General features: G+C 68.0%; 20 protein-coding genes, 2 tRNA genes and 1 pseudogene. 10 read left to right on the forward strand and 13 right to left on the reverse strand.

The window, feature by feature from the left end:
- The first annotated feature begins 13 nt into the window (after positions 1-13).
- Positions 14-1,159: a winged helix DNA-binding domain-containing protein gene (locus Nocox_RS37960; RefSeq protein ID WP_246649676.1), complete on the forward strand. Its 1,146-nt coding sequence runs from the start codon at positions 14-16 to the stop codon at positions 1,157-1,159.
- A 340-nt stretch (positions 1,160-1,499) separates the two neighbouring features.
- Here Nocox_RS37960 and Nocox_RS37965 read toward each other — a convergent pair.
- The 7 genes from Nocox_RS37965 to galU form a co-directional block, all read right to left on the reverse strand.
- Positions 1,500-1,573, reverse strand: a tRNA-Ala gene (locus Nocox_RS37965).
- A gap of 49 nt (positions 1,574-1,622) precedes the next feature.
- Positions 1,623-2,237, reverse strand: a complete 615-nt coding sequence (gene sepX, locus Nocox_RS37970) for a divisome protein SepX/GlpR (protein ID WP_026214787.1) — start codon at positions 2,235-2,237, stop codon at positions 1,623-1,625.
- A gap of 124 nt (positions 2,238-2,361) precedes the next feature.
- Positions 2,362-3,015 (reverse strand): GNAT family N-acetyltransferase, encoded by a 654-nt coding sequence (locus Nocox_RS37975; RefSeq protein ID WP_026214788.1) that lies wholly within the window; start codon positions 3,013-3,015, stop codon positions 2,362-2,364.
- A gap of 48 nt (positions 3,016-3,063) precedes the next feature.
- Positions 3,064-3,543, reverse strand: coding sequence for a MogA/MoaB family molybdenum cofactor biosynthesis protein (locus Nocox_RS37980; RefSeq protein WP_084685798.1), 480 nt, complete (start codon positions 3,541-3,543; stop codon positions 3,064-3,066).
- Between the two features lie 2 nt (positions 3,544-3,545).
- On the reverse strand, positions 3,546-3,980 hold the full coding sequence (gene moaC, locus Nocox_RS37985) for a cyclic pyranopterin monophosphate synthase MoaC (protein ID WP_169577068.1): 435 nt from the start codon (positions 3,978-3,980) through the stop codon (positions 3,546-3,548).
- Positions 3,981-4,033: 53 nt separating this feature from the next.
- Positions 4,034-5,275 (reverse strand): molybdotransferase-like divisome protein Glp, encoded by a 1,242-nt coding sequence (gene glp / locus Nocox_RS37990; RefSeq protein WP_020545281.1) that lies wholly within the window; start codon positions 5,273-5,275, stop codon positions 4,034-4,036.
- Complete coding sequence (gene galU / locus Nocox_RS37995; protein WP_026214791.1) at positions 5,262-6,164, reverse strand: UTP--glucose-1-phosphate uridylyltransferase GalU; 903 nt, start codon at positions 6,162-6,164, stop codon at positions 5,262-5,264. Before galU ends, glp begins: the two co-directional genes overlap by 14 nt.
- A 33-nt stretch (positions 6,165-6,197) precedes the next feature.
- Between galU and Nocox_RS38000 the strand changes: the two genes are divergently transcribed.
- The 3 genes and pseudogenes from Nocox_RS38000 to Nocox_RS44310 form a co-directional block, all read left to right on the forward strand.
- A complete protein-coding gene (locus tag Nocox_RS38000; protein ID WP_246649924.1) occupies positions 6,198-6,758 on the forward strand; it encodes a 5-formyltetrahydrofolate cyclo-ligase in 561 nt (186 codons plus the stop codon).
- A 25-nt stretch (positions 6,759-6,783) separates the two neighbouring features.
- Positions 6,784-8,289 carry a potassium/proton antiporter gene (locus Nocox_RS38005; protein WP_026214792.1) on the forward strand — a complete coding sequence of 502 codons (1,506 nt, stop codon included), beginning with the start codon at positions 6,784-6,786 and terminating at the stop codon, positions 8,287-8,289.
- Between the two features lie 69 nt (positions 8,290-8,358).
- Positions 8,359-8,451 (forward strand): annotated as a pseudogene (locus Nocox_RS44310) (FmdB family zinc ribbon protein); the annotation flags it as partial.
- Between the two features lie 62 nt (positions 8,452-8,513).
- Here Nocox_RS44310 and Nocox_RS44315 read toward each other — a convergent pair.
- Together Nocox_RS44315 and Nocox_RS38015 are read right to left on the reverse strand one after the other, a co-directional pair.
- Positions 8,514-8,792 (reverse strand): hypothetical protein, encoded by a 279-nt coding sequence (locus Nocox_RS44315; RefSeq protein ID WP_020545285.1) that lies wholly within the window; start codon positions 8,790-8,792, stop codon positions 8,514-8,516.
- 1,574 nt (positions 8,793-10,366) lie between these two features.
- Positions 10,367-12,067 carry an MDR family MFS transporter gene (locus Nocox_RS38015; RefSeq protein WP_020545287.1) on the reverse strand — a complete coding sequence of 567 codons (1,701 nt, stop codon included), beginning with the start codon at positions 12,065-12,067 and terminating at the stop codon, positions 10,367-10,369.
- Between the two features lie 115 nt (positions 12,068-12,182).
- Between Nocox_RS38015 and Nocox_RS38020 the strand changes: the two genes are divergently transcribed.
- Genes Nocox_RS38020 through mscL form a run of 3 tightly spaced genes read left to right on the forward strand, consistent with a single transcriptional unit; the run spans position 12,183 to position 14,040 of the window.
- Positions 12,183-12,989, forward strand: a complete 807-nt coding sequence (locus Nocox_RS38020) for an S-methyl-5'-thioadenosine phosphorylase (protein ID WP_020545288.1) — start codon at positions 12,183-12,185, stop codon at positions 12,987-12,989.
- Complete coding sequence (locus Nocox_RS38025) at positions 12,986-13,606, forward strand: RcpC/CpaB family pilus assembly protein (RefSeq protein WP_020545289.1); 621 nt, start codon at positions 12,986-12,988, stop codon at positions 13,604-13,606. Before Nocox_RS38020 ends, Nocox_RS38025 begins: the two co-directional genes overlap by 4 nt.
- A gap of 32 nt (positions 13,607-13,638) precedes the next feature.
- Entirely contained in the window at positions 13,639-14,040 is a 402-nt protein-coding gene (mscL, locus tag Nocox_RS38030) for a large conductance mechanosensitive channel protein MscL (RefSeq protein WP_026214793.1), read from the forward strand.
- Between the two features lie 13 nt (positions 14,041-14,053).
- Here the strand turns inward: mscL and Nocox_RS38035 are convergent, their stop codons facing one another.
- The gene (locus tag Nocox_RS38035) at positions 14,054-15,169 is read right to left on the reverse strand and encodes a M15 family metallopeptidase (protein WP_033410077.1); all 1,116 of its coding nucleotides are present in this window, start codon (positions 15,167-15,169) and stop codon (positions 14,054-14,056) included.
- A gap of 890 nt (positions 15,170-16,059) precedes the next feature.
- Here Nocox_RS38035 and Nocox_RS38040 point away from each other — a divergent pair.
- Positions 16,060-16,132: transfer RNA gene (locus Nocox_RS38040), tRNA-Arg, on the forward strand.
- 522 nt (positions 16,133-16,654) lie between these two features.
- On the opposite strand, the gene Nocox_RS38045 is transcribed toward Nocox_RS38040, so the two are convergent.
- Positions 16,655-17,245: a hypothetical protein gene (locus tag Nocox_RS38045; protein WP_026214794.1), complete on the reverse strand. Its 591-nt coding sequence runs from the start codon at positions 17,243-17,245 to the stop codon at positions 16,655-16,657.
- Between the two features lie 112 nt (positions 17,246-17,357).
- The gene (locus Nocox_RS38050; RefSeq protein WP_084685790.1) at positions 17,358-20,579 is read right to left on the reverse strand and encodes a LamG-like jellyroll fold domain-containing protein; all 3,222 of its coding nucleotides are present in this window, start codon (positions 20,577-20,579) and stop codon (positions 17,358-17,360) included.
- Between the two features lie 109 nt (positions 20,580-20,688).
- On the opposite strand from Nocox_RS38050, the gene Nocox_RS38055 reads away from it, so the two are divergent.
- Both Nocox_RS38055 and Nocox_RS38060 read left to right on the forward strand, forming a co-directional pair.
- Positions 20,689-21,147, forward strand: coding sequence for a hypothetical protein (locus tag Nocox_RS38055; RefSeq protein WP_219495483.1), 459 nt, complete (start codon positions 20,689-20,691; stop codon positions 21,145-21,147).
- Positions 21,148-21,176: 29 nt separating this feature from the next.
- Positions 21,177-22,184: an IS3 family transposase gene (locus Nocox_RS38060; RefSeq protein ID WP_219495485.1), complete on the forward strand. Its 1,008-nt coding sequence runs from the start codon at positions 21,177-21,179 to the stop codon at positions 22,182-22,184.
- On the opposite strand, the gene Nocox_RS38065 is transcribed toward Nocox_RS38060, so the two are convergent.
- Positions 22,163-23,335, reverse strand: a complete 1,173-nt coding sequence (locus Nocox_RS38065; RefSeq protein WP_020547995.1) for a DNRLRE domain-containing protein — start codon at positions 23,333-23,335, stop codon at positions 22,163-22,165. The genes Nocox_RS38060 and Nocox_RS38065 overlap by 22 nt on opposite strands.
- Positions 23,336-23,352: the final 17 nt, after the last annotated feature.

The following is a 23,352-nucleotide window of genomic DNA, read 5'->3' on the forward strand; positions in this document are numbered from 1 at the left end:
AAAGGACGGCACGGTGGCACAGGTGCTGAGGCGACGGGAGTTGGGACGAGCTCTGCTGGCCCGACAGTGGCTGCTGGAACGGGCCGAGGCGACCGCCGAGGAGACGGTCACCCGGCTGGTCGGCATGCAGGCGCAGGCGCCGTACGCGCCCTACTTCGGGCTCTGGAGCAGGTTACGGAAGTTCGGCACCGCCGACCTGGCGGACGCGCTGACCGAGCGCCGCCTGGTGCGGGTCGCGCTGATGCGCAGCACCATCCACCTGGTCACCACGGCGGACTACCGCTCGTTGCGGCCATGGGCGCAGCCTGCGCTCGACCGTGAGCTGGACACCGCGTTCAAGACGATCCTGACCGGTCTGGACCGTGCGGCCGTGGCGGAGTCGGGCCGGGCGCTGCTCGGCGCACGGCACCTCACCCCCAAGGAGCTCAGGGCGGCGCTGCACGAGCGGTGGCCCGATCGCGAGCCCCGTGCGCTCGCCACCGTCGTGCGCAACCTGGTACCGCTGGTGCAGGTGCCACCACGCGCCGTCTGGGGCGTCGGTGGCACCACCCGGTACGCGACGGCGGCCGACTGGACCGGAGCCGAGCCCGCCCCCGCCGCCGACTCCGAACACATCGTGCTGCGCTACCTTGCCGCGTTCGGCCCGGCCTCGGTCACCGACGTGCAGACATGGGCCGGCCGAACCCGGCTGCGTCCCGTCCTGGAGAGGCTGCGGCCGCAGCTGGCGGTCTTCCACGACGAGCGCGGGATCGAGCTGTTCGACCTGCCGGATGCGCCACGCCCCGGCGCCGACGCCCACGCACCGGTTCGCTTTTTGCCCGAATACGACAACCTGCTGGCCTCCCACGCCGACCGCACCCGCGTGATCTCGGAGCAGGACCGCAAACGGGTCATGACGCGCAACGGGATGCGCGCCACCTTCCTGGTGGACGGGCAGGTGACGGGCGCCTGGAAGCTCCATCTGGGCAAGGCATCAGCGACTCTGGAGATCGACCCGTTCCGGCCGCTGGCCACCACCGAGCGCGCCGAGGTCGAGGCCGAGGGCGCCCGGCTGCTGGAGTTCGCCGCGCCCGGCACCGACCACGACGTCCGCAGCGGCAGGGCCACGTTCATCGGCCGCGAGGATGCGGTGACCGGCGAGGAAACCGATCGGCAGTGATCAAGCCCCGCTTGAGGAAGTACAGCCGCAGCCCGGGGCGTGGCAGGCTCGCAGCTCGGCGATACCGGGAGCCGGCCACCACCCATCCCATAACGCGCACTTCAGATCACCTTGTCGCAGCACCCAGCCCGGAGCAGGCATCGGCATGCCCAGCGACGCGAACTCCGACCTCCACCAGCGCCCTGACACCACCCGGGCCTTCCCGGACACCTGCTCCGCGGCCCCCAAAACAGGACGAACCCGATTCGGAAACCCCTGAAACGCCGAGATCCCGCCTGATCGCAATGATCAGACGGGATCCCGTCAACCTCAGTTCAGCCGTTTCAAGAACGGCCCTGGGTGGAGATGAGGGGATTCGAACCCCTGACCCCTTCGATGCGAACGAAGTGCGCTACCGGACTGCGCTACATCCCCAAGGACTCGTTTAGGTTAGCATCCCCCCGAGGGTTCTCGCGCCACCCTTTCAGTCCCCCACCGCGCGTCTGGGCGGCTCCGCGTACTGGTCGAACAGCACGTCCTCGTGCACTGCCGTCAGCTCGATCACCTCGGCCGCCTGCTCCTCGGCGAGGGCCTGGCGGCGCTGGCGGGCGCGGCGGCGGCGTTCGGCGCGGGCCTGGTGGGCGCGTTCGCGGCGTTCCTTGTCCACGTGGACGGCGACCCGCAGGAAGCACAGGTATCCCACCGTGACCAGCACGGACGGCGCCACGCCCCACCACGGGATCATCTCGACCGCCGCCGTGACCACGGACGCCACCACCAGCAGCGCGCAGAAGAACAGCAGCCGGCGCCGCCGGGCCACGATGATCGCCCGGCGCCGCAGCCGGAACTGCCGGACGTCGACCTTCTCGAACTCGCCGGTGGGCGGTCCGGTGAGCAGCCCGATGCCGTCGTCCTCGTAGCCCTCGGCCGCCGCGGCGGCGGCCAGGTTGTCGAGGTCGGGGAGCTGGTGCTCGCCGGTGTAGTACTCCTCGAGCTCGGCCAGCTCGGCGAGGTTGGTCTTGTCCTTGCGCAGCCACATCGGGATGAGGACGCACAGCCACATCACGACGATGGCGAGGTAGAGGAGGACGCTGCTCACGACCACCTCCGGGCAGCATGAAGACGCGGGTCGGTTCGTCGCGTCTTCAATCTGCTCACGTCACGCACCGTAAGACCGCGTGTCACTGATTGACGAGCATTCGGTGCGGTGTGTCGCGAGATCGTCAAACCTCTTCGACAGAAGACCCCCCGCGAGCCGCTGACTCGCGGGCGCGACGCCACTGCACGAGCAGCCCGCCGGGGACGTCCTCGACGGTCAGCGCGTAGCAGATGTGGTCGCGCCAGGCTCCGTCGATGTGGAGTTGGCGACGCCGAATGCCTTCTTCCCTGAATCCGAGCTTCTCAACCACCCTACGACTGGCGGAGTTCTCGGGGCGGATGTTCGCCTCCAGACGATGCAAACCGGTGGTGAAGAAGCAGTGGTCGACGGCCATGGCGAGGGCGGTGGGGGTGATGCCGCGGCCGGCCAGTTTGCCGTCGATCCAGTAGCCGACCTGGGCGGAACGGGCGGATCCCCACACGATGGCGCCGACGGTGAGCTGTCCGGCGAAGCGCCCCTCGTACGTGACCACCCACGGCAGCGCGAGCCCCTGCCTGGCCTCCCGCCGCAGGGTGCCGACCATGGACACGTAGGGGCCGAGCCCGGTCCTGAACAGGGGCGTCTCGGGGTTGCTCGGCTCCCAGGGGCGCAGCCAGTCGGCATTGCGCAGCCGGGTCTCGCGCCACACGCGTACGTCGCCCAACCGCAGCGGCCGGAGGCCGACCGGCCCTTCGTTGAGGCTCACCGGCCAGCCGCGAAGTCGATCCACAGATCTCATCATCCCCCGAACGGGCACGATGTCGCCACGCGCGGGTCGAAGTAGTGCTCAGCGGGGGTGATCGCCGCCGCGGATCTGTTCGACGGCGTGCCGCAGGATGGGGGCGAGCACGGCGACGCCGTCGCGTACGCCGCCGGACGAACCGGGCAGATTGACGATCAGAGTGTCGCCGGCCTGCCCCGCGAGCCCCCGGGACAGGATGGACGTCGGGACCTTCTCGCGATTGGCCTGCCGGATCGCCTCCGCGATGCCCGGGATCTCCCGGGAGATCACGCGGGCGGTCATCTCCGGCGTGAGGTCCATCGGCGTCAGCCCGGTGCCCCCGGTGGTGACGACGAGCTCGTAGCCGCCGAGGACGCCGTCGCGCAGCGCCAGCTCCACCGCCTCGCCGTCGGGGACGACCACGGGGCCGTCGACGACCTCGCAGCCGGCCTCGTCGCGGAGCAGCCGTACGAGCAACGGCCCGGATTTATCCTCATAAATCCCGGCTGACGCCCGGTTCGACACCGTGATCACCAGTGCCCGCATGATCATGACGACTCCCGCGTCCAGCGTCCGGTCTTGCCGCCCAGCTTCTCCTCGACGCGCACGTCCGTGATCACCGCGCCAGGATCGACCGCCTTGACCATGTCGATGAGCGCGAGCGCCGCCACCGACACCGCCGTCAGCGCCTCCATCTCCACGCCGGTGCGATCGGCCGTCTTCACCCGGCAGGTGATCGCCACGCCCCAGTCCTCGACGTCCAGCGTCACCTTGACGCCGTGCAACGCGATCGGATGGCAGAGCGGGATCAGGTCCGGCGTACGTTTCGCACCCATGATGCCGGCGATCCGCGCCACCCCCAGCGCGTCGCCCTTGGGCACCTCGCCCGTACGCAGCAGCGCGACGGTCTCCGCCGACAGCAGCACCCGCCCGGTGGCGACGGCGCTGCGCGCCGAGACGTCCTTGGCGGAGACGTCCACCATCCGGGCGGCTCCGGTCTCGTCGAGATGCGTGAGCCCGCCCGTCTCAGGTCCGGTCACAGCCGGATCACCTCCACCTCCGCCCCGGCCGGGACCTCGGTCACGTCCTCGGGAACCATGATCAGCGCGTTCGCCGAGGCCAGCGCGGCGAGCTGGTGGGAGCCCTGCCCGTGCACCGGCGACACCGTGCCGTCGGCGGCGAGCACGCCCCGCAGGTAGGACCGCCGCCCCGCGGGCGAGCGCAACGACCCGGTGACGCAGGCGGTGACGGACTCCGGCATGCCGGCCGGCAGCCCGCGCATCTTGTCCAGCGCCGGCCGGACGAACAGCACGAACGACACGAACGACGACACCGGATTGCCGGGCAGCGCGAAGATCGGCACCTGGTCGTCCCCCAGCACGCCGAACCCCTGCGGCATCCCGGGCTGCATGGCCACCTTCTCGAAGCGCACGGTCCCGAGCGGGGACAGAGCCTCCTTGACCGGCTCGTACGCGCCCATCGACACGCCGCCGCTGGTGATGATGGCGTCGGCGCGTACGAGGTCGGTGTCGAGCCGGTCGAGCAGCACGGCCGGATCGTCCCCCACCGCCCCGGCCCGGAACGCCTCCCCGCCCGCCTCCCGCACCGCGGCCGTCAGCGTGAAGCTGTTGGAGTCCCAGATCTGGCCGGGACCGAGCTGCCCGCCCGGCTCCACGAGCTCGGCGCCCGTGGCGATGACGACGACCCGGGGCCGCGGCCGCGCGAGCACCCGCCGCCGCCCCACCCCGGCCATGATGCCGAGCTGCGCGGCCCCGATCAGGGTGCCCGGTTTGAGCACGACCTCACCGGCCTGGACGTCCTCGCCGGCCCGGCGGATCGCGTTGCCCGGCTCGGCGGAGCGGTTGATGCGTACGGAGACCGTCCCACCGTCCGTCCACTCCACCGGCACCACGGTGTCGGCCCCGGCCGGCAGCGGCGCGCCGGTCATGATGCGGACGGCATGGCCGGGCCCGACGGCGCGCAGCTCGTCGGAGCCGGCCGCGACGTCGTCGATCACCGGCAGGGTCACCGGCACCTCGGATATGTCGTCGGCGCGTACGGCATAGCCGTCCATGGCCGAGTTGTCGAACGGCGGCAGCGGCACCGGCGCGGACACCTCTTCTGCCAGCGTCGCGCCCAGCGACTGCTCCAGGTCGAGCTCGATGGGCGCGAGCGGGCGCACGGTGGCCAGGATGTCGGACAGGTGCGCCTCGACCGGCTTCAGCAAGCTCTCCGATCCGGCCGATCCGGCCGGTCCGGCCTGGTCAGCCGACCTCATCGAGGAACTCCCGCAGCCACGGCACGAACTCGCCCGCCAGATCCTCCCGATCCGCCGCGAACTTCACCACCGTGCGCAGATAGTCGAGTTTGTCGCCGGTGTCGTAGCGCCGCCCGCGGAACAGCACCCCGTGCACGGGGCCGCCCTCCTCGGAACCGCGCCCGGCCAGCGTGCGCAGCGCGTCGGTGAGCTGGATCTCGCCGCCACGCCCTGGCGGGGTGTTCTCCAGCACCTCGAACACGGCCGGGTCGATCACGTAGCGCCCGATGATGGCCCAGTTGGACGGCGCCTCGTCGGCCGGCGGCTTCTCCACGAGGTCGGTCACCTTGACCACGTCGTCCTCGGCCGTGGCCTCGATCGTCGCCACGCCGTACAGCGAGACCTGCTCCTTGGGCACCTCCATCAGGGCGATCACACTGCCGCCGTAGGTGTCGCGCACCTCGATCATGCGCTTGAGCAGCGCGTCACGGCGGTCGATGAGGTCGTCACCGAGCAGGCAGGCGAACGGATGGTCGCCCACGTGCTGCTTGGCACAGAGCACGGCGTGGCCGAGTCCCTTGGGCTCGCCCTGCCGCACGTAGTGCAGCGTGGCAAGGGACGCGGGCTCGCGAACCTGGGACAGCCGGTGCTCGTCGCCCTTGGCCTCAAGGACCTCCTCCAGCTCGAACGCGCGGTCGAAGTGGTCCTCGATCGATCGCTTGTTCTTGCCGGTGACCATCAGAAGGTCGAGGAGACCGGCGGAGGCGGCCTCCTCAACGACATACTGGATCGCGGGCTTGTCGACGATGGGCAACATCTCCTTGGGTGTCGCCTTGGTCGCCGGAAGGAACCGGGTGCCCAGACCCGCGGCGGGCACGACGGCTTTCGTCACAGGGTCGAAGTCAGCCATGAGTAGACCCTAATGGAGGGACCTGTGGACAAGATGAACCTCCGTCGTCAGCTGAACGCGGCGCGCGCCTCTCTCTCCCCGGACCAACTACGCGCAAACGCCATCAAGACCCGCGAAACGCTGCTCGACCAGCCGTGGGTCCAAATGGCCGGATTGGTGGCCTGCTACTGGTCAGCGGGGGTGGAGCCGGAGACGCACGGGCTCGTGTTCGCTCTCTGGAAACATGGAGCCACCGTCATGCTGCCGGTGCTGCGCGACGACAACGATCTCGACTGGGCGGTCTACGACGGGCCCGACACCCTCGCGCCCGGCCGCCACGGAATCATGGAGCCGGTCGACACCCGCCGCGGCGTCGACGCCATCCGCACCGCGGCGCTGGTGATCGTGCCCGCGCTCGCCGTCGACCGCAAGACCGGCGTACGTCTCGGCCGCGGCGGCGGGTCCTACGACCGCGCCCTCGCCCGCGTCGGCCCGAACGTCCCCACCGTGGCCCTGCTGCACACCGGCGAGCTGATAGACGACGTGCCCGCCGAGCCCCATGACCAGCAGGTCCGCTTCGCGATGACACCGGAGGGACTCACTAGTCTTATGTGACGGCTGGGGGCGGGAAGGGGGCCGGATGACGCATGATGTGTGGCTGCTGGCCGGCGCCGCCATCGTCATCGCGGCCATCGTCTCCGTACGGGTGGCGCACTTCAGCGGTCTGCCCAGCCTCCTCATCTTCCTCGGGTTCGGCCTCGTGCTGGGCGACTTCGGGCTCGGGCTGTCGTTCGAGTACCCGATGCTCGCCCAGCAGATCGGGCTCACCGCCCTCGCGCTGATCCTGGCCGAGGGCGGCCTGACCACGACCTGGTCACACGTACGCCGGTCCGTGCCCATGGCGTTGATCATGGCGCTGGTCGGCGTGACGGTCAGCATCGTCGTGGTCGCGTTCGCCGTGCAGGGCATCCTCGGCCTCGACGTCAACACCGCGCTGCTCCTCGGCGCGGTCCTGGCCTCCACGGACGCGGCCGCGGTCTTCTCCGTCCTGCGCCGCCTGCCGCTGCCGCCACGGCTGGCCGGCATCCTGGAGGCCGAGTCCGGGTTCAACGACGCCCCGACCGTCATCGCCGTGACCCTGCTCAGCAGCGCCGCCCGCGAGTCCCCGGACGTCGGCACGTTCCTCCTCGAGACCGGGCTCGAACTCGTCATCGGCGCCGCCATCGGCCTCGCCGTGGGACCCGCCGGCGCCTACGCCCTCCGCCGCGTCGCCCTCCCCGCCTCCGGCCTCTACCCGCTCGCGGTGCTCGCGCTCACCTTCATCTCGTACGGCGGAGCCGTGCTGCTGCACGGCTCGGGCTTCCTGGCCGTCTACCTGACGGCGCTGATCCTCGGCAACTCGCGCCTGCCGCACCGCGCGGCCACCCGCGGGTTCGCGGAGGGCGCGGCCTGGCTGGCGCAGATCGGGCTGTTCGTCATGCTCGGCATGATGGCCAGCCACGAGGAGATGCCGTCCGCGGTCGTCCCCGGACTGATCACCGGGACCGTCCTCGTGCTCCTCGCCCGGCCGCTGTCCGTGCTGGTCAGCTCGGCGTTCGCGTGGGCGCTACGGCTCGGCTGGGTGAACTGGCGCGACCAGGCGTTCCTGTCCTGGGCGGGGCTGCGGGGCGCGATCCCCATCGTGCTCGCCACGATCCCCTGGGCGGCCGGCGTCACGGGCTCCAAGGAGATCTTCAACCAGGTCTTCGTGATCGTCATCGTGTTCACGCTGGTCCAGGGGCCGACGCTGCCCTTCGCCGCCCGCCTGCTCAGGGTGACCGCCCCCGGGGAGGCGCAGGACCTGTCGGTGGAGTCCGCGCCGCTGGAGGAGCTCAAGGCCGACCTGCTGCAGGTCAAGGTGCCAACCGGCTCCCGCCTGCACGGCGTGGAGATCTTCGAGCTGCGCCTGCCCTCCGACGCCCAGGTGACCCTGATCGTACGGGAGGGCAAATCGTTCGTGCCCGGCAGCTCCACCCGCCTCAGATCCGACGACCAGCTCCTCATCGTCACCACGGCCGCCTGCCGTGACCAGGTCGAACGCCGCCTGCGCGCCGTCAGCCGCAGCGGCAAGCTGGCCGGCTGGTACGGGGAACGAGGTTTGGAATAGCCGTTTGACCGAATCGGTTACCATTAGCAGTCGCAACGCTCGAGTGCCAGAGTCTGTAGGAGGAGCCGCGTGCCGACTTACCAGTACGCCTGTAACGACTGCGGTGAGCAGCTCGAGGTCGTCCAGAAGTTCACGGACGACGCGTTGACGGTGTGCCCGGAGTGCGAAGGCAACCTGCGGAAGGTTTTCTCCGCGGTGGGCATCGTGTTCAAGGGCTCCGGCTTCTACCGGACCGACAACCGCACGTCGTCCTCGTCTTCGTCGACCTCCTCGTCGAACGGATCGTCCAACGGGTCGTCCGGCGGGTCTTCCAACGGGTCGTCCTCGGACGGGGCGTCGAAGTCCTCGGAGAGCAAGTCCTCCTCGGGCTCCTCCAGCTCGTCGTCCTCCTCCGCCCCGGCCCCGGCCGCCGCCTCCAACTGACGCGCGCCCGCCGGACGGCCCCTGGCCGTACCGGCCGGCCGCCCCCGGCGTACGTACCGGCCTCCGACATCCCCGGCCACCCGAAGCGGGCCACCTGCCGCACCCCGTCCCTGGCCACGTACGAACGGGCGACGGCATCAGCCACGCACGGACAAGCGGCCCGGCAGCCGCATGACCGCATACCGGCAGGCGCTGGTTCCTACACCGCCTCCGGCACCGTAGTGATCGCCACAGTCGCTCGGCAGCTTTGATGCCACTCCCGGCCTTGCCATCACCGCCGCCGCTCGGCAGTTCCGCCACCACGCCATCACCACAGCCGCCGAGCAGCTTCCATCTCAGCTTCGGTGCCACTCGCGCTTTGCCATCACCTCCGCCGCTCGCCAGCTCCCACACCACGCCATCACCACAGCCGCTGCTCAGCTCCCACCTCAGGTCTAGCCATGGTCACAGCGGCTGGGTAGCTCCACCCGCGCCGCATCCACACGGCCAATCGGCAACCTGGCCGTCGCCATGCTTCGCTATCACCGCAGCCACCTACCACTTGGCTGCCACCCCGGCCGTCCACGAAGTTGAGCATCTCCGCAGCTGCCTTCCAACGCTCACCTCCACACCAGTCGCGTCCCCAGCCTGACCGTCAACCACAGCCCAGCCCCCACGGTCGCACCACCACCGGTCGCACCACCACTGGTCGCACCACCACCGGTCGCACCACCACCGGTCGCACCACCACCGGTCGCACCACCACCGGAGGCATGCCCCAGACCGACCGTCGCCGCGACCACCCAGCCTTGGAGGACGCTCGCCCTAGGCCTCCCACACGACAGGGCAATCCGTCCCATAACCACACGCCGCTCGGGCGACCCCCTTTGGCTCGCGAACAAAGTCGGGGTCACCAATCCGGGATCCGCTTTGCCGGCCACCCCCCGTCCATCACACTGTTGACGCGGCCATCACGTGCCCACCTTCGATTTGGTTTGCGCCTTGAAGGGCCACGCGATGGCCGTCACCATGTCTCGCCACACACCCGCCCCCGCCGCCGCTCGACACTCGGCCCCCGCCGCCGCTCGACGCCCGGCCCCCGCCGCCCGCGCTCGGCGTCCACCACTTGGCGCTCGGCGTCCCCGACCATCGCCAGCCCGCACTTGCCCCAACCCGCGCCAGCCCGTCCTGCGCCGCCTACTCGCACCCACCCCGCACCCACCGCGCCGGCCTACCCCGTACTCCACAGGCATGCCTCCGTACACCAGGCCAGACCCCACGCCTCCCTCCTCAGAGATCGGGGTTCCTCAAGCATCGGGTTCCTCAAGCATCGGGTTCCTCAAGCATCGGACTCCTCAAGCATCGGACTCCTCAAGCATCGGACTCCTCAAGCATCGGACTCCTCAAGGATCGGGCCGATCACCCCGCGCCCCCAACAACTCCGGCGCCACCCGATCCACCATCCGCTCAAGCTGCGGATCCTCCCCCCCAATCCTCGACAAGCCGCCGCAGCCCCTCCCTCGAACACCGCACCAACCGCGTCACCGCCCGCTGCCCCTCCTCCGTCAGCCGCAGCGCCTCCTCATCCTCCGACCTCATCACCAACCCCACCGCGACGAGCTGATCGACGTAGGGACGCTCCCACTCCTTGCTCTTCTGAGCGCGTTCCGCCAGTTCACCCCTCCGCACCCACCCTCCCCCCCGCCAGCCGCGCCAGCACCCACACCCCCTGCGGCGAGATCGCGTCGAGTCCCGCCGCCGCCCCGAGCCGCTCGTAATATCCCCGCCGCAACTCGGTGTCCGCCAGCCGCATCAGCCCTCGCTCCACCTCCGCCAGCGACGACCGCTCCGCCGACGTCGCCCCCAGCCCCTCCCCCAGGTCCGCCGCCTTGGTCGTCTCCCGCAGCCGCGTCTGCGGAATGAACCAGCTCAGCACGAACGCCCCGAACACGACCGGCGCCGCCGTCCGGAACACCGCCGCGATCGCGTCCGCGTACACGTGCAGGAAGTCCGCGGCAAGCTCTCGAGGCAGCCGCTGGATGACGGTCGGATCCTCCTGCACCCGGCGCGCCTCGAACCCCGCCGGCAGCCGTGCCCCCTGCAGCACCTCCCGCAGGTCGCTGTTCAGCGTCGCCGCGAACACCGCCCCCAGCGCCGCCACCCCGAACGACCCCCCGATCGACCGGAAGAACGTAGCCCCGGACGTCGCCACCCCCAGATCCTCGAAGTCGACCGCGTTCTGCACCACGATCACCAGCACCTGCATGGTCATCCCGAGCCCGACCCCGAGGACCAGCAGGTAGCCCCCCATCGTCAGCAGGCTGCTGTGCTCCGTCATCGTCGACAGCAGGACCAGCCCGGCCGACGCGAGGAACGTGCCCGCGATGGGCAGGAACCGGTATTTCCCCGTCCGGGAGATGATCTGCCCGCTCACGATGGACATGGTCAGCATCCCGGCCATCATCGGCAGCAGGTAGACCCCCGACAGCGTGGGGCTGGCCCCGTGCACCACCTGGAGGTAGAGCGGCAGGTACGTGAGCGCCCCGAACATCCCGAACCCCACCACGAACCCCACGGCCGACGCCATGGAGAACGCCCGCAGCCCGAACATCCCGAGCGGCAGCACCGGCTCGGCCGCCCGCCGCTCCGCGAACACCCACAAGACCAGTAACGCGACCGCCGCCGCGCCCAGCCCCACCACCACGGGCGACGTCCAGGCGTACGTCGTCCCGCCCCACGTGGTGACCAGCACCAGGCACGACGTGGCCGCGCCGAGCAGCACGACGCCCGCGTAGTCGATCGTGTGCCTGGCCCGAGCGCCGTCCCTGGGCAGCACCGTCGCGATCACGAACAGCGCGACCGCGCCCAGCGGCAGGTTCACGTAGAAGACCCAGTGCCAGGAGAGCCGGTCCACGAACACCCCGCCAAGCAGCGGCCCCACGATGCTCGCAACGGCGAACACCGCCCCGAAGAACCCCTGGTAACGCCCCCGTTCGCGGACCGACACCACGTCGCCCACGATCGCCTGGGCGAGCACCATGAGCCCGCCGCCCCCGAGCCCCTGGACCGCCCGGAACGCGATGAGCTCCCCCATGTCCCGGCTGAGCCCGCAGAGCACCGACCCCACCAGGAAGATGACGACGGCCGCGATGAACAGGCGCTTACGCCCGTACTGGTCGCCGAGTTTGCCCCAGAGCGGCGTGGAGACGGTGGAGGCGAGCATGTATCCCGTCACCACCCAGGACAGTTGCTCCAGCCCGCCCAGGTCGCTCACGATCGTCGGCAGGGCCGTGGACACGATCGTCTGGTCGAGCGCCGCCAGCAACATGCCGAGCATGAGCGCGACGATGATGAGACCGAGACCCTGTTGCCGCATGCGGCGATACTACTCTTCGTACTGATGTTCTTACGCACCGCGACGACGCCAGGTTATCCACAGAACGCCGCTCGGCCGAACCGGGCCCCGCACCGATCCGGCTACTCTCTGCGCCATGGTCACTCGCGCAGACATCGGCGTCATCGGCGGCTCCGGCTTCTACTCCCTCCTCGACGACGCGGAGGAGATCGAGCTCGCCACCCCCTACGGCCCTCCGAGCGACGTCGTCACCGTCGGGCGCATCGGCTCCCGTTCGGTGGCGTTCATCCCCCGGCACGGCCGCGATCACCGGTTCCCACCCCACCGCATCCCCTACCGCGCCAACCTCTGGGCACTGCGCTCCCTCGGCGTCCGCCAAGTGCTCGCGCCGAGCGCCGTAGGGTCCCTACGGGCCGATTACGGCCCCGGCACCATGGTCATCCCCGACCAGCTCATCGATCGCACCTCAGGGCGCGTCCAGACGTATTACGACACCGGCGGCGCCGTCCACGTCTCCTTCGCCGACCCCTACTGCCCGTCCGGCCGTTTGACGGCTGTGGACACCGCCCTCGCCACCGACTGGCACACCGCCGACGCCGGCACCCTCGTCGTCATCGAGGGGCCCCGGTTCTCGACCCGCGCCGAGTCCCAGTGGTTCGCCGCCAACGGCTGGTCCATCGTCGGCATGACCGGCTTCCCCGAGGCGATCCTGGCCCGCGAGCTGGCCCTCTGCTACACGTCCCTCTGCCTGGTCACCGATCTCGACGCGGGCGTCGAGGCGGGGCAGGGCGTGACCCACGACGAGGTCCTCGAGTTCTTCGCCCAGAACGTCACCCGCATGCGCTCCCTGGTCTCCGCCACCGTCCAGGCCCTTCCCGAGGAGCGCACCTGCCCGTGCGGCAGCGCGCTCGACGGCCTCAAGCTCCCGTTCGACCTGCCATGACCAAGGGCTGGCTCCTCCGCTACGGCCGTCGCCGCCGCCTCGTCGCGGCGGCGCTCGCCGCCCTTGCCGTCCTGTCCGCCTACGCGGCGACCCGTCCCACCCCGCCCGCAACAGTCCTGGTGGCCGCCCACGACCTCCCCGCAGGCCCCTTGACGGCCGCCGACCTGACCTCCGTCCCCCTCAACCACCCGCCGACCGGTGTGATCCGGCACCTCACCCCCGGGACCACCCACCATCTGACGTCTCCCATGCGCCGCGGCGAGCCCTTGACCGACGCCCGCCTCCTGAAAACGGCCTACACCCGCCTCCCACCGGGCATGGTCGCCACCCCCGTGCGCGTCAACGACCCCGACGCCGCGGCCCTGCTGTCCCCAGGCTCGACCGTCAACGTCCTGGCCACCTGGCCGCAGGCCACCGCCCACACCCCGGCCCGCGCCATCGCCGAAGCCGTGACCGTCATCACGATCCCCCCGCCACGCAAGGAGCGGGACCTCACGTCGACCACGCCACGCGGCACCCTCCTCCTACTGGCGACGACCACCACCCAGGCGGCAGAGCTGGCAGCGGCCCAGGCGACCGCCCACCTGTCGATCACCATGCCCCCACCCGCCATCTAGCGAAGAGTAATCGTCTGACTACGATCTGCTCCATGAGTGGTTTCAAGAAGTTCCTCATGCAGGGCAACGTCATCGACCTGGCCGTCGCGGTCGTCATCGGCGCGGCCTTCAACTCGATCGTGCAGTCCTTCGTGGCCGATCTGCTGACCCCGCTGATATCGGCGTTCGGCGGCCTCCCCGACTTCTCCACCCTCAAGGTCACCGTCGGCCGCTCGAACTTCATGTACGGCAACTTCATCAACGCGATCAACTCGTTCCTGATGATCGCCGCGGTCGTCTACTTCTTCGTCGTGAAGCCCTACACCCACGTCAAGGAACGCGCCGCGGCCAAGATCGAGTCGACCACCCGCGACTGCCCGGAGTGCCTGTCGGAGATCCCGAAGAACGCCTCCCGCTGCGCCTTCTGCACCAGCGAGCTGACGGCGGCGGCCTGAGCCCGGCCGGCGCCTAATCGAGCAGCGACCCCAACTGGGGGTCGTACTCCCAGTGCCACGGCTCGAACGGGCTGCTGTAGGCCCACGAAGGATGGAACCACCCGTACTTCTTGGAGTTCCTCTCCATCCACACGAACTCCACGGACCCTGACCGTTCCACGCCGCCGCACAGGTCCACGGCCAGCCCGAGGCCATGGTTGCTCCGCCCCGGCACCGCCGCGAACCCAGGCCGCCGATAGTAGACGGCCTGCTGCTCGGCCAGGCTCCGATAGGCGTCGGTCACACACATCTGCTTGCCGAACCGCTGCTTGAAAGCCTCGTTCAGACTGACGAACGCGATCGTGGCGTCCGCCCGCAGGCTGAACCCCTTCTGCTGCAACGGGCAGAGCATGCCCTTGGGGATGAGCCCGTTGGGATACTCGCCGGCGGTGGCGGCCCGCAACGGGTCGCAACCGAGCGCCGCCCGTCCCACCTTGTCGATCTTGATGCCCAGCTTCACCAGCGCCGCGGTCAACGACTTCACGATCTTCTCCGACCGCTGCCGCAACGTGTCGATCTCGGCCGCGAGCTGCGCCTCCGCCAGCAGGTTGCCCGCCCGCAACTCCTGCGCCTCGCTCGCCAGCTGCTCGGCCTGCGCGTACAGCGCACTCGTCTGCTGTACGGCCTGCTGCCTCGTCGCCACGATCTGGTTGGCGTCGCTGAGTGCCCGCAGGGTGGTCTCGTCAGCGCCCCCGGCCAGGAAGGGCAGCACTCCGCCGCCGTTGAGCGGCTGCACGTACAACAACTCAGCCATCTGCGAAACGGGCTGCCGCATCACGATGAGCCGCCGTTCCAGCTCCTGCAACGTCGTGAGCTTGCCCTTGAGCTGCTTCTCGGAGGCGGCGATCGTACTGCGCCGCTTCTCCAGCGCCTTGGTGGCCTCTTCCAGCTCCTTGGCCGACCGCTCCGCCTCTTTCCTCAGCTCGGTCAGATTGCCCGGATCCTGCCGCTCCAGCACCCGAACCGGCCGCGCCTGCCCCCGCCGATCAGTCTGCGCCGAAGCCGCCGCCACCTGCGCCGACGACACCGTCAGAGAAGCCACCATCGCCGCGACAACCGCGATCAGACCCGCTGATCGAGGGGCTGGCACGTTCGACTCCTCCGTATGCAAACTCGTTACCCGGGTCAGGCACGCACGTTACTACAGCCCTCCGAGTGTCCGGACCGAACTCCAGAGAGCTGTTATGAGACATAAAGCCCACTTTGCTCATCCACCCTCCCCCACCAGCCCCGAAGCCCCGCCCCCCGACGAGGCACAGGCGCACCCACTCAGATCCGAGGCAACAGCCCATCAGCGAACCCCTGCACGTCCTGCCGCTCCCCAGCCCGGCACACCTCCCACAACCACGTCTCCTCCCACTCCCCCGGACACCCCTCACCGGGCCGAACCGGCACCGGCGTATAGGGCTCCTCCACCTCCGCCCGCGAACGCTCGCCGCCTCCCCCGCGCCCCGCCGAATCCGAAGCCTTCCCACCCTCAGCCCCAGCCCGCCCCCGCCCAGCACCGCTCGCGTCACGCCCTCCGGCCACCAGGTCCTTCTCCCCGCCACCGACCACCACGGCCTCCGCCCGCACCACGGCACGCCGCACCCCAGGCACGAACCCCCCGTACATCCACTGCGGCCGATCCGGCGCAGACACGAACCTCGGCTCGAACGCCATCACCGCGACCGCTCCCCCGCCCCCGACCGCTCCGCCCCCATCCGAACGCTCCCCGAACCCCCGCGCCTGCCCCGCCAGCAGCCCACCAGCCAGGATCCCCGGCGCCAACAACGCCCCGAACAACACCACAGGCCGCCGCCGCGCCTGCCTACACCGCCTCATGGTCACCCGCAGAAGCTAGCCACGCCGAACGAGCCGCCCCCCGACCACTTGTCAGGCCTTTACCGCAGCTCAGACCACCCATAACCAACCCCGCCGAACTACTCCCGGCTCCATGTCCCACGCACTGCCATACTTTCGCTAGGCTTACGAGAGTCCGCCTCCGTAGCTCAGGGGATAGAGCACCGCTCTCCTAAAGCGGGTGCCGCAGGTTCGAATCCTGCCGGGGGCACTCACATAGATTGGCCTTTCAGGCCCCTGACCTGCGGTTTCACAGCCGTAGGTCTTTTGTTTCGCCACCCTCGATAGGCAGCGGACAGTGCCCGTACGCAGCCGTACGACCATGATCAGGGGACATACAGGGGATGATCTTGAAGACGTTTCCCCAGGTCAACCCCTGATTCCGCGTCATCCACGCAGCGACAACCCGCTACGACCGCCTCCACCCGCGGGCGACGCAGCCGTCGATCGTGCCCAATACGTGCGTACAACCGGAACGGCGACCGGCCATCGCCAGTGAGGGCGTTGTCGCTCCCTGGGCTACGCCCCGGCCGCAGACCATTGCGATCAGGCAGCCAGCACGCCAGACCCTTCCCGCTGGAGGGCTGGGGCTCAGCCAACCCGGCGATGCCGCCGGCAGGACGGGCTCGCACCCCACTCCCGTGGACACAACCGTCCGCCCGCCGCCCGTCCACGCGGCTCGGGGGTCAGAGAGATCTGGAATGGAATCCGGCGTTAACGAGGGGCTCGGTCGCTAGGCGGAAGGGCGGTCATAGTGGATGGGTATGCTTAGACGCGGTCTTTCGAGTAGCGTTCCGTTGAAATGAATGCCGCTCTCGTTTTCAATGATGGCCAAGAATATGGCGCTGACGCTTCTTTCCGGCTGAATGTCGTCATAGAGTGGCGCAAGGAGTGTCTCGTAGGGCGCCAGAGGGCCGAGGAACTCTGTCCAAGGCGTGAAAGGGATGGCGAGAGGTTCCGGAAAATGCACTTCCCCTTCAGTCTCTCCGTAGCGGGCATACAGAGTTTTATTGCCTTCGATATCGATGGCTAGGTACCAATGCTTGAACCCTGAACCGGCCAGTCGATCGGTCACTTTCTTGCGCTCCGGGCAGGGGTTGACGCCGTCAAGTGTGACGATACCGTTGTCGACTGCGATGACATCGAGGTCTTCGGGTTGAGCCAAACCGGGGCTGCGGAGCATTGCTGGGTCCAAGGCCATGCGGTGAATGGCTGCGGCCGGCGTCATTTGGTCGGAGTCGGGGATGGTCACCGTATAAGCGTACGTGTCGAGGGCCAGGGCTGGAAGTATCTCTTCATATTTTTCGATCAATTGATCTAGCATGTTCATCTCCTGACTTCAATTGTCCTGCCCCCGGGGTGAACTAAACGCTGTTCACCCCGGGGGCAGTCAACAATTTAGGACTGCTGTAGACGGCAGTCAGATTTGCGTCTACCTACCAGGCGTTAGGATAGCCTGGGACGATTGCTCTCACCAGGAAGCGGTCGTATGTCTCATTGCGGAGGTCTCCGTCTTCACCGAGGATGCGTTGTGTGCTGTAAAACTTCGCGAGGTTGTTGCCGTCCTCGTTGTTGTGCACGTGCCAGACAGGCCTGATCGAGAACCTCTTGAAGTCCTTCATCTTGCCATTGTTGGCCCCCGTCCATGACCCTTGCATGGTCGACTGGAACGGAAACTCGTCACAGTTATATACCTTGTGATTTTTCTTGTCTCCCAGCACCGCATCCTTGCGATCATAGTCTGGGAATAGAGCACGACAGAGCCGGGCGGACTTCCCGTTATTATTGTCCTTCCAGGTATCGTTGACATTCCGAGTGAGATGTCCGGTGGTATTGGTTCCGGGGATGCTTTTGCCGAGAAGCGCCGGGGTGGTCAGTTCGGGCTTGTTTTGCGCTGTCCATATGTGGGCCGGGACGCTGCGGTAGGCCATGTTGACGTTGTCCGGGTCCCCCATGTGCGCATACGGAACCCCGGGACGAGTCTCGGTGGCCTCGTAGACCAGTTGCGCCCAGGGAAAGACGCAGCCGCTGCCGTAATACCGCACGATGTACGGTGCGGAGTCGCATCGGGAGATGGGGATGGCTTGCGACCAGAAGCGTCTCACTTTCTCCGATGGTACTTCCGGGAACCAGGTCTTGAGGACGAATTGAGGGGCGCAGTTATCAATCAGGTCCCCGCCGTCGCCGTTCTTCTCATCGGACACGACGGTGAACTCGGCGACCTTGCCGGCGCTCCACTGCTCCCAGCTGCCCTCGACGTAGCTTCCATCGACCGTGCAGTGTTCACTGTTCCTAGCCATTTTCGCGCCGATGCCTATGTAGGCCCACAGCCTCCAGGCTTGCCCGATTGGGGTGACATTTTCCAGGGATACTCGGTAATTGGTCTTGCGTTGTTTCGTGGGCGCGTTTTTTCCGTTGTTATAGGTGTATCCGATGATCGTCGCGGAAGCCGTGAGACCGTTGATAACTGTACGAGTGCCATATTGGACATCACCCGCTGCAACACTGTGGATGGCGCACCAGGCCTGACGATTGATTGTATAGCCGGGGCGCTGGCTCGCCTTCGACGAATTCCTCCGGCACTCTTGGACACGCGGGTCATCGTCAGCCAGAATGCGTGCCGCAGATGTTGTTGGTGCCGTGGTCTCCGTCTCCGGTCGCTTGATGGTGAGCGACTGCCAGTTGGTCCAGGTGCCTGGGTTCTCGGAGCCGGTGACGCGGGCCCGCCATCTCACGTTTGCGTCGTCCCGCAATTTGCCCTTGGGGACCTGCAGAGATACCTGGCTGTCGTCTGGCTTGGCGGTGACGTTGCCCGACCAGATCAGCCGCTTGTCCGTGGACACCTTGTCCGTTTTGATGGACTTTGTGGGCTTGTCGGCGATCTCCACTTCCACCTTCGCCTCGTCGTCGCGCCCAGTGGACAACCAGCTGGTCAGGCGGGGGGTGAGGGTGGAGGCGACAGAGATGCCGTCCACGTTGCGGGCGCCTTCGACTGTCAGCTTCTCGATGGCGGGAGCAGCCTCCGTGGCGGCGTCCACGCGCCGCTGTTGAGCCGCCACCCCGGATGGGGCGGCACCAACGGGGGTGTTCATGTCGGTCTGAATCTCGGCGGCGGTCCGGACGCGGTTGTAGACGCGCACCTCGTCGATGAGGCCGCTGTAAAACTCGCCGCCCCACGCCTCGTTGCCGCCCAGGCGCAGCACACCGCCGTCGTCAACAAGGTCACCGACAAACGGGTATTGGCCGACCGGGGCACCGTTGACATACAGGATGGCGATGCTGCCGTCGTAAGTGAGCGCCAGGTGACTCCACTGGTTCAGCGGTAGCGGATCGTCGCCCACCACCGCACGCCCTCCATCGGCGAGTTCCAACGCGCCTATGGGGAGGGAACTCTCGGAGGAGGAGTACAGGGTGTAGGAGCCGTCGAAGTAGTTCTCCTTCATCAGCACGGTGCGGTAGCCGCCCGCTGCGGTAGGCCGCACCCAGGCCGACACCGTCAGTGTGTCGGTCATGCGCAACGACGGGGCGTGCGGGATGGTGACCCAGCTGGAGGTGCCGTTGAAGGACAGGGCCTTGCCGTACTTGCCGGTGGTGCTCCAGGTGGTGTCGGTGGCCACTCCGGTGTTGTGCTGCCCGGAGGAGTCGCCGACGGTGGTGCCCGAGCCCTCATTCATGCCGTACGCGGCCACCAGACCCGGGGTCGCCGGCGGAGCCGTGACGGCGGCCGAGACCTCGTTCGAGGACGCGCTGAGGTTGCCCGCCGCGTCGGCGGCACGCACCCGGTAGTAGTACGTGCCCGCCGCGAGGCCTCCGTCGGCGAAGGTGGTGGTGGCGGTGACCGAGCCGACCTGGTTGGCAGCCGACGGAGTGAACCCCGGCGTCGTGGAGCGGTGGACACGGTAGCCGGTCACGCCGACGTTGTCCGTCGAGGCCGTCCAGGTGAGCTGGGCGCTACCGGGACCGCCGGTCGCGGCGAGCGAGCCGGGCGCGGTCGGCGCCTGCGTGTCCGGCGGCGCCGCCTGGCCGATCGGAGTGGTCATGTCGGTCTGGATCTCGGCGGCGGTCTGGGCGCGGTTGTAGATGCGCACCTCGTCGATCAGGCCGCTGAAGTACTCGTTCCAGACGACGTTGCCGCCGATCCGCAGCGGGTTGCCGTCGTCGTAGAGGCTGCCGCTCAGCGCGGTCTGGTCGATCTGCTGGCCGTTGACGAACAACCGCAGCGCGGCGCCGTCGTAGGTGAGCGCCAGGTGGCTCCAGGTGTTCACCGGCAACGGTGAGAGCCCCTCCGCCGTCGTCGAGGTCTCAGGAGCGGTCTGCACCCAGCCGGACGGCAGCGTACTGCCGTTGGCGGCGTACAGGGCGTAGGAGGCCCCGTCGGCACTCAGTTCCTTGGTCACCACACTCTTCCACGGGGTGCCGGTCACCGTGGTCGGATTGACCCAGGCAGACAGCGTCATCCCGGTCGTCAGGCGCAGCGACGCGGCGTGCGCGACCGTGACCATGCTGGAGGAACCGTTGAACGACAGCGCCTTGCCGTACTTGCCGTTCACCCAGCTGGTAGTGCCGGTGCCTGCTCCGGTGTTGTTCTGGCCGGAGGAGTCGGCCACGTTGGTGCCTGAGCCATCATTCATGCCGTAGGCCGCTACCAGGCCCGGCACATGGGAGGTTCCGCCCGCCGCCGTAAACCCTCTCTGTCAGACTGCTGTGAGACATGGGATGAACGAGTCCTTTTGATACGAAGCAGGGCGAGACAGGACGATCGAGACAGTGACGATGACCCTCGCCGACCAGGCCGCCATGAGCGGGCAGAACGGTCAGGCGACCGACAAGCAGGTGAGCCGGCCGACGCGCCGGACGTTCACCGCGGCCTACAAGGCACGGATCCTGGCGGCCTTCGACGCTCTGCCCGAGGGCAGCTCCGAGCGTGGCGCCCTGATGCGCCGGGAAAGGCTGTATCACTCGCACATCGAACACTGGCGAAAGCAGCAGGAGAACGGGACGCTGGCCTCCTCGACAGGTAAACCGAAGAAGGACACGGAATCTGAGGAACTGGCCCGGCTGCGGGCCGAGAACAAGAAGCTCAAAGCCGACGCGGCCAAGCTTGAGGCCAAGAACGAAAAGCTCACCAGCGAACTGGGGAAGACGAAGACCGCGCTGAATATCGCGGGAAAAGCATTCGCGCTGCTGGACGACATCTCACGCAGCGCGGACTCCGACGAGACCTGAACCGCATCATCGACGAGCATTTCCCGGGCATGGAGACGGCCGTCGGCACGACCAAGGCGTGCGAGGTACTCGGCAAGGCCCGCGCCAGCCTGTACCGGCAGCGAAATCCGAAGCCGCGCAGGCAAGGTCCGCGCCGGCCGTTTCATCACCCGGCGGAGTTGTCCGAGGAGGAACGGGCGCAGGTGCTGGCGGTGCTGGACTCGTCCCGGTTCGCCGACAAGTCGGCGGGCCAGGTATGGGCGATCCTGCTGGATGAGGGCACCTACCTGTGCTCGCAGGCCACCATGTACCGGTTGCTGCGCGAGCGCGGCCAGTCCGGCGAGCGGCGCGCGCAGGCCACCCATCCGGCGAAGAAGAAGCCCGAACTGGAGGCCGACGGACCGAATCAAGTATGGAGCTGGGATATCACGAAACTGAAAGGCCCGGCGCGCGGCGTCCACTACCTTCTCTACGTCATCCTCGACATTTTCTCCCGCAAGGTCATCTGGTGGGAGATCTGGCCGACCGAGAACGGCACTCTGGCCAAGGAGTTCATCGAGCGCGCCATCGAGCGCAACGGCGGGATCGCACCTGACGCGATCCACGCCGATCGCGGCACGTCGATGACGTCGAACACCGTCACTGGCCTGCTCGCGCAGCTCGGGATCGATCAGTCGCATTCACGGCCGCGCGTGTCCAACGACAACCCCTACTCGGAGGCGCAGTTCAAGACACTCAAATATTGCCCGGCGTTTCCCGGGAGGTTCGGCTCGATCGAAGACGCCCGTATCTTCTGTGAGCAGTTCTTTGATTATTACAACAACGAGCATCGTCATTCGGGTATCGCGATGCACACTCCCGCGTCCGTGCACGACGGCACCGCCGTCAAGATCCACGCCCAGCGGGTCGCCACGCTGAACGCGGCCTTCCTGGCCCGCCCCGAGCGGTTCCGCGGCCGGCGCCCCTACCCGCCGTCGCTGCCGGCCAGAGTGTGGATCAACAGGCCACCTACGACCCTCCAGAGCGACGCTTCACCTCAAACCACACAAGTAGCCTGATGTCTCATTCGGTTTGACAGGCACCGAAACGTTGCGGAGTAGTCGGTCATTACATTTCCGGCGGCGTCCCTGGCTGCCTTGACCTCAATGCGGTAACGCTGGCCTTCTTTCAGGGATTGCTCGGGCTTGAGCACCCATCCCTGATCGCTCGGTTCGACTTCCTCTGTATCGGGATCATCTCCGATGGGCGTGACGCTGAAGGCGATGCCGGTTCCTGCCGCATCCTTTAAGGCGAACGTCTGGCCCGTCACCGATTCCGTGAACGCGACGCGGATCTCTGCGTCGAGGGCGACGTCGGTGTCACCATCGGCTGGGTTCGTCATCACCTCGGGTGCCAGCGTGTCCGGGGTGGGAGGATCATCCGGGGCATCGACGCCGCCGCCTTCCTCCCGGGCGAACTCCTCCAGTTCCTCCTCGGTCAAGCCCTCCGGTTGCGGCAGATCATTGGGGTTGACGGGGATGTACTCGGTGGAGTTCAGAGCCGCTTGGCGCACTTCTTCATCGCTCGGGGCGACGCCAGGTGGGATGTCGTCTTGTGTTTGCCGGGTCCGCTGGTCTGCCAGGTCTTCTGGCGTGACCCCCCAATCGCCATACTGAAACGTGCCTACTTCCACAGTGGGAACGGGCTCGTACTCGATGAAGAGGACAGGGCCGCGAGGGGTGAAGGGATAGGTGTCGTAGCCGCCGTACTCGTCGGAGCGGTAGTAGCGCCAGTTCTGCGCAACGGTCTCGGTGGGTGAGGTGAGCCGGACGCCCTCGTCGGGTTCGCCGTTCATCCACGCCTGGACCATTTGCTCGATGGAGTAGTAGAGCTCGTCCTCGCCTTCGGGGCAGGGGATGGTCGCGCTGTAGGCGCCCTTGTTGCCGACCTGCCCGCTGGTGGTGACCGACGGCTGGTTGCTCCAGGTGAGCGTATTCACGGTCCACGGGGTGGTGATGCGGTGGGCAACGATGCCGGGGCTGTCGGTGTCGCTGCAGGTGTGGGAGTTGTAGTTGTGCAGCCGCAGGTCGGCGTTCCTGACCGTGCCGCCCATCAGCGGCGTGTCGTGGATGTTGAAGCGGATGTAGGTGCGGTGGGTCTGCTCGCCGCTGTGCGAGCGGCCGGCCAGCAGCCATTGCAGCGTGGCGTTGACGGCTCCGTCCGGGCGCACCCCTCTCTGTCAGACTG

This window comes from Nonomuraea coxensis DSM 45129 (assembly GCF_019397265.1).
GTDB lineage: Bacteria > Actinomycetota > Actinomycetes > Streptosporangiales > Streptosporangiaceae > Nonomuraea > Nonomuraea coxensis.